The following is an 11,830-nucleotide window of genomic DNA, read 5'->3' as shown; positions in this document are numbered from 1 at the left end:
GCGGTCCGGAGTTCGGCGATGTCGATATGAAAATAGCCGATTGGATACCGCTTGAACTTCTGCCGCTTCGGCTTGTCCCCATCCATATCAGGCAGTCGTGAGATGCCGTGTCGCTGCAAACAACGATGCAATGAAGATCGTGTAAGATGAGGAATGGAGGGCTGTAGAGCATATAAACAGTCATCAAGCGGTAGCAAAGTATGACGCCAAAAGGCAACGATCACCGCCTCTTCATCTTTGCTTGGAACAGTCGATCTCGGCTCCTTTGGTCCTGTCCTCAACCGTTTGGCGCTTTCGCCGTCTGGAAACGGTTTTCACGTTGATTCCAGGTTCGCGGCTCAGCTCCGCGTTCAAAGCTTGCGATCGCTGTATTGTTGCGCGGATGACATGCGTTGTCGTGGCGCAGCCGTGACGTATCTGTCCCATAAGATTCCATCGAATGGATCGCACCATCAAACCTTCGGATCAAACACCTGGGTCCTACCTAAATCGTCGTATGACCGGTGTGAGCCCAGAGCGGACCTGACCATTGGGCAGTCTAAGTCAACTGGTTTTGCAGAAACAGTAAAGTATTGGCATGGCGGCGAACTGCAGCGATTTATGATATAATTGGCGCAGCTACGACTTACGGAGGATTTCTTGATGCGACGTTTCAGTATCGCCAATTAGTTCCTTTTCCCGGTTCCAACGGTGGCTCTGTATTCGCAAATTGCTCTGGCAGACGATATTTTGCGGGCGGCCAGTAATGGTGATGCCGAGGCGCTTGAGGCGTCGCTCGCCGCCGAAGCAAGCGTTGATCCAACCAGTTTGGAGCGCCCTTTGTTCTTTGCCGCTCAATCCGGCCATACTGACATTGTTGCAATCCTTCTCGAACATGGCGCACATGCCAACTCAACGCTCGACTTTGGTAGTCCTTTGCAAAAGGCAGCCCGTGGCAACCATGAAAAGATGGTTGAACTTTTACTGAAGGCGGACGCAGACCCAAGCGCTCAGGCCGGTGATAAAGACTATACGCCGCTTCATGATGCCGCCGAGAGAGGCGCACTGGACGCCGCCAAAGTTCTTGTCGCTTATGGTGCAAACGTTAATGCACGAGAGTTTTGGGGTGTGCCACCAATCAATCTGGCCACAAAATGATAAGGCAGATATGAATTCGTTTCTCTCGGAAAGTGGTGCACAACCAATCGAACCGCCGCCCGTTTCCGAAACTAAATTGGCGACTGCCAACCTAGAGCTCGGGCTGATTTCAGCGATTGGTTGCACGCAATGCCATATTATCGAAGAAGGAACCGCTCCATCCGGCGCACACAATCACGGTCCGTCGCTCATAGGTGTGGTCGGACGCACTAAAGCCGGTGTTGAAGGTTACAAATACTCAAACGCAATGGCATCCCTATCCGGTGATTGGAACATCTCAGAACTCAATCAATTCACCGCCGACCCCGCAGGGCTTGTTCCCGGGACACAGATGGCATTGATGCCGGATCTTTCGGACGCCGAAAGGGTCGTTTTGATTGTGTTCCTTAGCACGCTTCGAGTGCAATGAGCCAATATCACACGCCAGTACAGGTAATCGGGCTAAGGTCCGCTTTTGTCCCGCGGAGCTGCCGTTGCTAGTTCCATTCGCTGCAAAGGTAGCGAAGGTCTGTTTGGTGGCTGTTGTGTCCGGATATCGGCTCAGTTTGCTGCCAATAACCGCGTGCCTGTCTGCCAATAACCGCGCCGCATTACACTAAAGTGTCCGGAAAACCCCGCCAAATTGTCCGAAAGCTGCGTCCGGCTATAATATTTCTGTCTCTTGCTTATTCATACCGGTTCATAGTCGTTGATAAACTAAAGACTATTGACCGAAGAATAGTGAAAATGATGGTGCGATGCGTTTAGCTTAACGGAAAGTTGAATGATTTCAATAATTTGTGTTGTGATTTTGGTAGCGGAGGAGGGACTTGAACCCCCGACACGCGGATTATGATTCCGCTGCTCTAACCAACTGAGCTACTCCGCCATGAGTGAGAGGCGATTTAAGCGACGGGCCGAGGCGGGTCAAGGGGGAAAACGCCGCCGGATAGGGATTATTTTGCCCCGATCAATCTGCTTTGGTTGCCTGTGGTGGGGCGACCCCTGCAGTATCAGCAATTCTACGAATGAAGGCCGCGCAGGCGTCGGGTGCAGTGATCGGAATCATATGGCCCAACCCTTCGATCTGTTCGTCGCTCAGTCCGAACCGGGTCATGGGGGCACCGTTGGCGGTGGGTGAAAGTATGGTGTCTTGTGCCCCGTACAGAATGCCGCCGGGTACGGACAAGCCGGTATAGCGGTCTACCTGGGCTCCGATACTTTCATCCACCCCTACAACATCCTGCGACGCGGTAATGAAGGCCGTAGGGCGCAACCCCAGCGCACCGCCGGCGCGGTCCAGAAAGTCATCTGGCGCGGGTTCCGGATAGAAAACGGCTCCCAATGTATGCGGGGCGGTCTTAGCCGATATGGGTACAGCGATCGTGTTGCCGATAAAGTTGCGCAACCACTCGGTACGTATTTCCAGCGGTTTGAAAACTTGCGGCGTATTCGACAGCTTTTGCGTCAACGGGGCGAGCAAAGCGAGCGCTTTGGTTTTCTCTGGGTGTTCCAACGCCATGGCCAGCGATACGGCCCCGCCTAATGAGTGCCCGACCAAAACGGCATTTGAAATGCCCTTGGTGTCCAGAAATTCTTGTATCATGCTGGCCTGTTCGGGCAGGCGTCCAAGATCTGCGTTATCGCGGGTAGAATAGCCACAGCCCGGGCGGTCGACAACGACGACGTGGTAGTCACCCGCCAACAGGTCCATCAGGGAATAGGTGAAATGCTGCAGCTGCCCCGCAAGCCCATGGATCATAACGATTGTCTGCTTGGTGGGGTCGCCCTTTTCCACGTAATGAATGCTGCCGCCCTGCACCGGGACAATCTGCCCAAGTTGCGGGACGCACTGCAACCCCTGCCGGGTCAGTCGCCGGGTCCACAGGTTCATGCTGACAAAGAAGCCGCCGACCAGAAGGACGATAACTAGGATAGTGGTCATCTCATCTCACTCCGCCTGAGGAAGGGGTAGGGCGGTACTGTTCCAGCCCGGATTGCGCCATACGCTTTTCATACTCGGAAACGGTCCTGGGCCAAAGCGTCGTGTTCCGGTCTTTTGTATTTCCTGTTCGAATGCAGCCTGTTTTTTGGGCAGGGCGTTACGGCCTGCAGCCCGTCGCGACCCATTTGATCCAGCGCTCGGCCGATATGGCGAACCTGTGCCTCGATCATAAGAACGACCGATTTGCGGCCGATGCAAATATGTGGACCGAGAAGGATGATGAAATTCGGGAAGCCTGCGATGCCGGTGCCCAGATGCGCTTTCATCCCGTCCGCCCAGACCTAGCGCAAAGCCAGGCCATCGGACCCTGTTACATCCAAGCGCTCTACGACATCTGTAATATGAAACCCGGTATCCCAGATTAGGATATCGGCCTGTGTTCGGCTTCCGTCCGCTGAAATGATCTGATCGCCATCAATTGATGCCACACCGTGCGGGATCAACATCACGTTTTCGCGCGCCAGTGCCGGGTACCAATCGTTTGAGCTGAGGATGCGTTTGCAGCCGATCCTGTAGGGCAGCGTCAGGTGTTTGCGCAGATTCAGGGCGCGATTGGGCCCTCCGGGCGTGGCAGCACATGGGGTGCACTGCGTAGAAAGACGGTGATGTGGGCGGCGGTCTTGGCAATCTCTGGTGCAAACTGGACGGTGGGTTTACTTGTTCCCACGACCGCTACGCGTTTTCCCTCAAGCACCGTGTCGTGATCTCACTCGGCACTGTGAAAGCAAGGCCCCGGAAAGCTGTCCGCCCCCGGAATGTCGGAAATACTGGGCGTGTGCAGCGCGCCTATTACAGAAAAGAGAAAACGCGCCGACCAGCGTTGCACGCTTTCGGTTTCCACCTGCCAGCGGGAGCCGTCCCAACGGGCAGATTTCAGTTGCTGGCCAAAAGGGCACAGATCGTAATTCCCTTCGTCAAAACAGACTTGTTTCAGATAGGCCTGAATCTCGGCACCACCTGCATCAGCCCGGCTCCAATCCGGGTTCAGATGCGTCGCCATGGAATAGAAATGCGAGGGGATATCGCACGCAACATCAAGATACGTGTTTTCACGCCACGTCCCGCCGATCTCATTCGCTTTTTCAAGGACCGCAATGTCCTTGATGCCGCGTTTGCGGACCTCAATCGCTATGATCAGGCCGGATAACCCGGCGCCGACGATCAGCATATCTGTGCGATTTTCCGTGCGCCCACCCTTCGCAAAACGACCGTTATGGTTTGGTCAGCCTATAGGCGCAGAGGTGGGGGTGAACAGCTCCCCGTCGAGTCTGGGGCTGTTCACAGTTCCTTTAGCCGCGCAGGATTTTGCCTTTTGGATCAAAAGGTGGCTCAGACAGAATGGTCGCCTTGTGCGGTTGTCCCAGCACCATCACCTCGACCTCTTCCCCCGGTTTGGCACCAGTCACAAAACCGAGCGCCAATGACATGCCGACCGAATAGCCATAGGCCCCAGAGGTCACGCGACCGATGCCCCGTCCGTCTTTAAAGATCGGCTCGCCTCCGGTCGCGTCGGCGTTCGACGCGGCCGTGTCGGCCTCATCCAGATGCAGAAGGACCAGCTGTTCGCGGGCGGGCTTGGCCAAAATGGCTTCGGCGGCATTCTTGTTCAGGAAGTCCTTACCGAACTTGCACAAACGGTTCAGCGCAACCTCATGCGGCCAGTATTCCGGGCTGTATTCGCGGCTCCACGAGCCATACCCTTTTTCGACGCGCAACGACATCAGTGCTCGGCTGCCTATTGGGCCTGCGCCAAACTCCTGACCTACCCGAAGCAGGGCGTCATACAGGCGGGCCTGATCTTCAGTGGCACAGTGAACCTCCCACCCCAGATCACCCGTGAACGAGACCCGTAGGGCCAGTACTTCGATTCCGGCCAGTTCGATTTTGGCGGATCGCATGAAAGGGAAATCCTCGGTGGCCAGCGAGGTATTGGTCAGGCGCTGCAATAACTCGCGCGATTTTGGGCCAGCGACGTTGAACCCGCACACGGCCTCGGTCCGGCTTTCGAATGTGGTGCCATCGGGCAGGGGGACTTGTTTGAAGAACCGTTTGTGATACCGCTCGGCCATTCCGGATCCGATGATCCAGAATTCGTCATCCGCCACACGGGTTACGGTGAAATCCCCCGCGATGCCCCCGCGCTTCGAGATCAGAGGCGTCAGGCAGGACCGGCCAACCGCCTTGGGCATAGTGTTGGCGAAAACGGCGTTGAGCCAATCTTCGGCCTCGGGGCCCTGGCATACATATATGGCGAAGTTCGAGATATCGATGATCCCCGCATGCTCACGCAACATCCGGCACTCTTCACCAACAGGTCCCCACCAATTCTGACGGGTAAAACCATTAGTGTCGGTGGCTCCGGATGTGTCCGCGAACCACAAGGGGTGTTCCCAGCCGGCGTTCAGGCCGAATACGGCCCCCATTTCCGCCTGTGCATGATAAATCGGGCGCGTGCGCGCTGGGCGCCCTGCGCTGCGTTCGTCGTTGGGGAAATGGATGGCGAAACGGTGTGCATACTGATCATGTACCCGGGCCATCGTGAAGTCTTTGGTCGCCCAGCTGTCGAACCGCGCCATGTCCCACGCGAACATGTCGTACTGCGTTTCCCCTTCGATGATCCACTGCGCTGCCATCAGTCCCATGCCGCCAGACTGCGAGAACCCTGGGATGATCCCGTTGCAGCAGAAATACCCGTCAACCTCGGGTACCGGGCCCATCAGCACGTTGCTGTCGGGCGACCAGATCATTGGTCCGTTGATGACGCGTTTGATCCCGGCTTCACCAACAGCGGGCAGGCGTTCAATGGCGTTCATCATATTCTCTTCGATCCGTTCCAGATCGTCGGGGAAAAGGTCATGCGCGAAGTCCAGGGGCGTGCCATCCTCTGCCCAGAACTTCATGTCTTTCTCATAGGCCCCGACTAGCAAGCCTTGGCCTTCCTGTCTCAGGTAATACTCACCATCTCGGTCGCTGACCGAGGGCAGGCGGGTGCCATGCGCTTCGACATCGGCCATTGTCTCGGTCACGAAGTACTGGTGCTCGGTCGGTTGCAACGGCAGCTCGATCCCGGCCAGCTTGGCGACTTCGCGGCCCCACAAACCGGCGGCGTTTACGACCCAAGGTGTGCGGATGTCACCTTTGGGTGTCCTTACGATCCAGGTGCCGTCGTCCTGTTGGTCGGTCGCAGTGACGGGGGTAAAGCGATGGATCTCGGCTCCGCGTTGGCGCGCGCCGACCGCATAGGCGTTTGTTACGCCTGAAGGGTCCACGTTTCCGCCGTCGGGTTCGAACATGACACACCGAATGCCGGCATAGTTGACCAGCGGGTTCAGGCGCTGGGCCTCATCTATGCTGATCTCAAAAAAGTTCATGCCGTATAGCTTGGCCTTGGCGGCCTGCAGCTTCAGTTGATGTTCACGCTCTTCGGTTTGGGCGAGGTAAAGCGAGCCGGGCTGGAACACGCCGCAGCTCTGGCCGGTTTCGGCTTCAAGCTCTTTGTACAGGTTCATCGTGTAGTGCTGAATGCGGCTGATATTGGTGCTGTCATGGAGGCCGTGGATGTTTGCCGCCGCATGCCAGGTCGAGCCTGATGTCAGCTCATCCCGTTCCAGCAGCACCACATCCGACCATCCCAGTTTGGTCAAATGATAGAGGATCGAGCACCCGATCACCCCGCCGCCAATCACCACCGCCTGTGCATTCGTTTTCATGAGCCTGCCGTATCAAAGTTGATTCCGCAGCCATGTGTCATCATCGCAATGGCCCCGGCAACGGACATAAATTTCATGTTGGGTTGAGTGGGTCTAACCTGAGGCTAAACTCAGAATTCCAGCTTTTGGGCGCGGTCATATGCGACTAGCCGCTGGTTCAGCGCGTTAGCCTCGGGCGCGCCGGATTCCAGCGCGAAAACAAAAGCATGCGTCAGGTAGAAACAGGCCGCGTCAACGTCATGTGCCGCTTCGCGCTCATCCGCAGCCAGGGTGTATAAGCGGATCAGATCGGCATGATCATTGCGATCATGTGCGTCCAGTAAAAGGCGATCCAGCTCCTGTTTGTCCATGGGCGTCTCCTTCCACGGGCAACCGGTCAGCCACCCGGCGGCTGACCAATCCAAAAGGGTTACTCCGAGCGGCCGTTTTCAACTTGCGTCGCGACCCAATGGTGGAAGTTGTGCGTCGGGCCGTCCATCGCGGGCGAGAACCGACCGCCATCGAATAGCATTCCATGCCGGCCCTTTTGCATGCCTTCGACCACAAAGACATCCTCTTCGAACACGGTTTTCCACAGCTGCGCGTTTGAGGCGCGCAGCCCGTCATGTTGCGGCGTGTCTTCGAGGCTTTTTGCGTAGTATAATTCGATGTGTTCTACCGTGTTTTCCTGATCGACCGGCTCCAACACGATGGCGAAAGCATGGTCGCGCTGAACGCCCAACAGAACATTCGGGTACAGCGCTATGTACTCTGCGCCTTCGTCCCATTTGTCGCTTAGCCCATCGAAGTCCGGGAACGTTGCTCCGTCCTGATCTGTCAACTGGCGATAGACCATTGTGCCTTGTCCGGAATACTGGCCGCGTACCTCGATGTTATAGTGATCCTCGAGCCTGGAATAGCTGTTCAGACCGGGATGCACCCACGGCAGGTGATAGCTTTCGCAATAATTCTCGACCGCCAGCTTCCAGTTGGTCTTGACCTCAAGCTTGAACGACGAGTTTTCACCGCCGTGAAAGACGGGTTTGTCAAACTCTTCCCATCGCTCCAGCAGGGCGCCGTGAACCTCTTCGAATTCCGGCGCTGTGCCGTCAACATTCACAAAGATCACGTCGCGCCAGACGTAAGACCGCACGCGGATCAGGCCCAGGTCTTCGCGATTGACGTCTTCGTGCTTGTTCTGGCCGGGGCCACCCACATGCGGGGTTGCGCGCAGCTCACCTTTCAGGCTGTAGCACCAGCTGTGGTAGGGGCAGCGGATTGCGCCGCCGATTTTTCGCGGCGTGTCTACCAGGATCATCCCGCGGTGGCGGCAGGTGTTTTGGAAAACGCCAACCTCGCCGTCTTTGTCCCGGACAATCAGCAGCGGTATGCCCAGAAAGTCGACTGGTTTTGCATCGCCTTCTTCCGGAACATCCTTGCCGAAGCCGATCCCAGACCAGTTGGTATACAGCACAGAACGCTTTTCTTCGTCGAAAACGGTCGGATCGATGTAATGTTCGTTCGGCAGGCCATTTGCGACGTTTACATCGGCCAGAACGGAAGACAGCGCGCTATGCTTGTTCATCGGGCTCTCCTGAGGTTTTGCTGGATGCTATTAATCCCTATTGGCGGATTGAACCTGTTGGTCTCAATATCAGAAAAGCTCATCAGAGAGTGATTTCACCTAAACCGAACCTTCCTGAACCTCTTGAACGATCCAGTTCTTCAGGGCGCGGGCACTGTCTGAGAGCTCATCGTCCGGGCGTCCGACCAGGTAAAACTGGTTCGGAGCGGGCACTTGATGTGTGCCGATAGGAACCAGTTTGCCTGATTGCAGCATGGGTTGGATCAGCCGCTGCCAACCCAGCGCCAGCCCGGCACCCTTGCGCGCAAGCTGCAGCGCGACGGAATAGCTGTTGACGCGGGATTCAATGGGCACTGTGCCATTATATCCCAACTGCTGGAACCATTCGGGCCAGGTGGTCCAGGTGCGGTCTTCTGACTCCAAATGGATCAGCCGTTCAGAGGTCAGATCCTCAAGACCGGCATCCGCAAGCCTTTCTGCCATCTCTGGGCTTCCGACCGGGACTAGCTGGTCGCGAAACAGCGGAGTGTGTGACAGGTTGGGATCGCTGTCCCGCCCATAGCGAATGAAAAAGTCGACGTCAGGCCGATCGCGAAAGGGGCGATCCTGTGACAGTTGATCAACATTGACTTCGGGCATGTCCCGCCAGAACCGAATGACAGCCGGAGACAACCACATCGCGGCAACCGCGGTTGTCGATCCTACGGTCACCTTTCCGGCTGTCGATCGGTCGCGGATCATGCTCAGCGTTTTCGAGATGCGCCCGAAGGACGTGGACAGCGCGTCATAAAGCGCCTTGCCATCCTCGGTCAGGTCAACGCCGCGATGCTTGCGTTGAAACAACGGTGTGTCCAGATCGCCTTCAAGCGCCTTGATCTGGTGGCTGACCGCGCCGGGTGTGACAGACAGTTCAACGGCGGCGTTCTTAAAGCTCAGGTGGCGGGCGGCGGCCTCAAAAGCTGACAAGGTTGTCAGCGGCGGCAGGTTGTAGTGGCGTCTGGACATGGAAGCTGGTGAATCGTTTTTCGGGTTAGTTTAATTTTTATCAACTCAGTTTTAGTTTTTTTGAAGGTGAAAGCTATAGCGCTTTTGATGATTTGATGTTTTTCTGGCTCAAGTTAAAGGCGGATGTCGCATTTTTCGTCAATGCGTCGGTTCTGGCCGAATTTAGAACGGAGCGCCACTATAGTCAGTTCTACCAACAAACGTTGTATTTTTCGGGCTTTTCGAGAGAATTTTCCGGGCGTCGCAAGACGGTACTGCGACACAATGATGTCCCGAACTGACAAACGGGAAAGGTCGAAAGGGGACGTGAAGGAGGCGCGAACCCATTCCCAGTTGGTAAGACCGAGTATCGCCTGATTGCACGGTGTGTTGAATTCAATGCAACTCAGAAGGCGTAAGACCATGCGGCGGTGCCGCATTTCTGAAACACAGAAACGAAACAAGAAAGAGCCGATACGTCTGCTGCAGCACCTTCCCCATCGTTCGAGGCGATTGGGCGAATTGCGTGAAATGCAGAGGCAGTTTCGCAATTGATACAGCACCACGGAGGAGCAACATGTCGATACCCGAACCCTTTACGGATCTGGAGATAGAAACGGCCGATGCCGGATTCTATGAAAATTACAGCGTCCCAATCGCCCTAATCAGTAAGGGCATCATGGTTGCCCTTGTGCTATGGGCACTTGTCTTTCCGGCCAATGCCAATAGCACACTTGGCAGCTGGAACGGAAAGTTGCTGGAAGTCTTCAACAGCTTCTACGTGGTCATTGTCGGCCTGTTTGTCATCTTCCTCGTCATTGTTGCCATCCTTCCAACGACCGGAAAGCGGGTTATGGGAACAGCGGGCGAAAAACCCGAGTTTTCGAACTTCTCCTGGTTCTCGATGATGTTCGGAGCGGGTCTGGGTGTCGGCCTGATGGTTTTTGCCACCGCTGAACCGTTGGGTCTGTGGGGATCGAACCCCGAGGTCGTTGCGGGTGCAGTTGCGGGCAATGATCCAGAGTCCGTTCAATCCGCGTATCGGTATACCTTCCTGCACTATGGCTTTCATGCCTGGGCAATTTACGTGGTGACCGGCCTGTCGCTGGCCTACTACGCCTATACTCGTGACATGCCTCTGACCATTCGCGCGGCTCTTACCCCGCTTTTCGGTCGTCTGATGAACGGTTTTCTCGGCCACGTCGTTGACGTTCTGGGCGTTGTTGCGACGATCCTGGGTGTGTCCGTTACGATCGGGTTTGGTGTCAGCCAGTTCATCGACGGTCTGTATGCAATCACCGGCATGGAATGGATCATGGATTTTGGCGGTGAAGTACCCACACCAAGCAAAGTTGGTCTGATCGCAGGTCTGGTTGTCATCATGGGTCTGTCGATAATTTCGGCGGTCTCGGGTGTTGGTCGCGGTGTTAAATACCTGTCGAACCTGAACCTTGTTCTGTCGATCATCCTGCTGGGCACCTTTGTGATCTTTGGCTCGTTCGTATTCGCTATGACGACCTATGGCACAGCACTGTTTGACTACCTGCTGCACTTCCTCTCGCTGAGCTTTGGTGCATACGGTCCGTTGTCGACCGAAGCGTTTGCAGCGGCTCTGCCTGCAGAAGCGCAGGCGCATGCGGCTGATCTGGTAGGTGGCGCAACCAACGCATGGGGCAGCTTTGACGGCTTTAAAAGCGGTCTTGAAGGTGCTGCGGCTGAGTTGAGTGATGACACGCTGGCGGCTGTTTACGCCGCAGGCGAGCAAGGCCGTCAGTTTGGCTGGCAGTCGGGCTGGACCACCTTCTACTGGGCTTGGTGGATTGCGTTCTCGCCGTTTGTGGGCCTGTTCCTGGCGCGCATCTCCAAGGGTCGGTCTGTTCGTGAGTTCATTCTTGGCTGCGTACTGGCGCCGGCGCTGGTTTGCTTTGCCTGGATGACTGTTCTGGGTGGCACTGCGATTGATCTGGAATTGGCTGGTGCAGCAGAAGGCGCGATCATCGGTGCGTCGAACACCAACAAGCTGTTCGTGACGCTGTCTTACATGATCGACGGTGGGCTTCTGTCCATGCTGAACGTCATGTGCGTGATCCTGATCATGACCTTCCTAGTGACTTCTGCGGACTCAGGCATTCTGGTTATGAACACCATCATGTCCGGTGGCAGCCAGGAAACCGGCGTCAAGCACCGTATCATCTGGGGTGTTATCCTGACCGCCGTGATCGGTGCGCTGATCTTGGCCGCTGGAGAAAACAACCCGATGGACGCGTTGCGCAATGCGATGATCATCGGTGCTCTGCCCTTTACGGTTGTTATGGGGCTGATGATGGTTTCGCTGACCAAGGCGCTCTATCGTGATGGTCGGCGCGACAAGCATGCTGATGCAAGCACGCAGGCTGCTGAATAAGCGCAGGTCTTAATGCCAAAACAGACGCCGCCCCAGTTGGGGCGGCG

Annotated in this window: 12 protein-coding genes, 1 tRNA gene and 1 pseudogene; 4 read left to right on the top strand and 10 right to left on the bottom strand. The window is 56.1% G+C overall.

Annotated elements, in window-relative coordinates:
* Positions 1-426 (bottom strand): annotated as a pseudogene (locus DHN12_RS24960) (IS481 family transposase); the annotation flags it as partial.
* A 264-nt stretch (positions 427-690) separates the two neighbouring features.
* Between DHN12_RS24960 and DHN12_RS22170 the strand changes: the two are divergent.
* Both DHN12_RS22170 and DHN12_RS22165 read left to right on the top strand, forming a co-directional pair.
* A complete protein-coding gene (locus tag DHN12_RS22170; protein WP_108862130.1) occupies positions 691-1,137 on the top strand; it encodes an ankyrin repeat domain-containing protein in 447 nt (148 codons plus the stop codon).
* Positions 1,088-1,546, top strand: a complete 459-nt coding sequence (locus DHN12_RS22165; protein WP_159090163.1) for a cytochrome c family protein — start codon at positions 1,088-1,090, stop codon at positions 1,544-1,546. Before DHN12_RS22170 ends, DHN12_RS22165 begins: the two co-directional genes overlap by 50 nt.
* 382 nt (positions 1,547-1,928) lie before the next feature.
* On the opposite strand, the gene DHN12_RS22160 is transcribed toward DHN12_RS22165, so the two are convergent.
* From DHN12_RS22160 to DHN12_RS22130, 9 genes are all read right to left on the bottom strand, one after another.
* Positions 1,929-2,005, bottom strand: a tRNA-Met gene (locus DHN12_RS22160).
* Between the two features lie 81 nt (positions 2,006-2,086).
* Positions 2,087-3,061, bottom strand: a complete 975-nt coding sequence (locus DHN12_RS22155) for an alpha/beta fold hydrolase (RefSeq protein ID WP_108862128.1) — start codon at positions 3,059-3,061, stop codon at positions 2,087-2,089.
* 68 nt (positions 3,062-3,129) lie between these two features.
* Positions 3,130-3,387 carry a hypothetical protein gene (locus DHN12_RS24955; RefSeq protein WP_234416749.1) on the bottom strand — a complete coding sequence of 86 codons (258 nt, stop codon included), beginning with the start codon at positions 3,385-3,387 and terminating at the stop codon, positions 3,130-3,132.
* Between the two features lie 15 nt (positions 3,388-3,402).
* On the bottom strand, positions 3,403-3,549 hold the full coding sequence (locus DHN12_RS24950; RefSeq protein ID WP_234416748.1) for a hypothetical protein: 147 nt from the start codon (positions 3,547-3,549) through the stop codon (positions 3,403-3,405).
* Positions 3,550-3,827: 278 nt separating this feature from the next.
* Complete coding sequence (locus DHN12_RS24945) at positions 3,828-4,289, bottom strand: FAD-dependent oxidoreductase (RefSeq protein WP_234416747.1); 462 nt, start codon at positions 4,287-4,289, stop codon at positions 3,828-3,830.
* Positions 4,290-4,410: 121 nt separating this feature from the next.
* Positions 4,411-6,831 (bottom strand): FAD-dependent oxidoreductase, encoded by a 2,421-nt coding sequence (locus tag DHN12_RS22145; protein ID WP_108862127.1) that lies wholly within the window; start codon positions 6,829-6,831, stop codon positions 4,411-4,413.
* A 110-nt stretch (positions 6,832-6,941) separates the two neighbouring features.
* The gene (locus tag DHN12_RS22140) at positions 6,942-7,181 is read right to left on the bottom strand and encodes a hypothetical protein (protein ID WP_108862126.1); all 240 of its coding nucleotides are present in this window, start codon (positions 7,179-7,181) and stop codon (positions 6,942-6,944) included.
* Between the two features lie 59 nt (positions 7,182-7,240).
* Complete coding sequence (locus tag DHN12_RS22135; protein ID WP_108862125.1) at positions 7,241-8,395, bottom strand: aromatic ring-hydroxylating dioxygenase subunit alpha; 1,155 nt, start codon at positions 8,393-8,395, stop codon at positions 7,241-7,243.
* A 99-nt stretch (positions 8,396-8,494) separates the two neighbouring features.
* A complete protein-coding gene (locus DHN12_RS22130; RefSeq protein WP_108862124.1) occupies positions 8,495-9,400 on the bottom strand; it encodes a LysR substrate-binding domain-containing protein in 906 nt (301 codons plus the stop codon).
* A gap of 95 nt (positions 9,401-9,495) precedes the next feature.
* Here DHN12_RS22130 and DHN12_RS22125 point away from each other — a divergent pair, with 95 nt between their 5' ends.
* Together DHN12_RS22125 and DHN12_RS22120 are read left to right on the top strand one after the other, a co-directional pair.
* Positions 9,496-9,681 (top strand): hypothetical protein, encoded by a 186-nt coding sequence (locus DHN12_RS22125; protein ID WP_108862123.1) that lies wholly within the window; start codon positions 9,496-9,498, stop codon positions 9,679-9,681.
* Positions 9,682-9,956: 275 nt separating this feature from the next.
* On the top strand, positions 9,957-11,783 hold the full coding sequence (locus tag DHN12_RS22120; RefSeq protein ID WP_108862122.1) for a BCCT family transporter: 1,827 nt from the start codon (positions 9,957-9,959) through the stop codon (positions 11,781-11,783).
* Positions 11,784-11,830 lie beyond the last annotated feature (47 nt).

The organism is Ruegeria sp. Alg231-54 (assembly GCF_900143525.1).
Lineage (GTDB): Bacteria > Pseudomonadota > Alphaproteobacteria > Rhodobacterales > Rhodobacteraceae > Ruegeria.
This window is presented reverse-complemented; position numbering and strand designations above follow the sequence as displayed.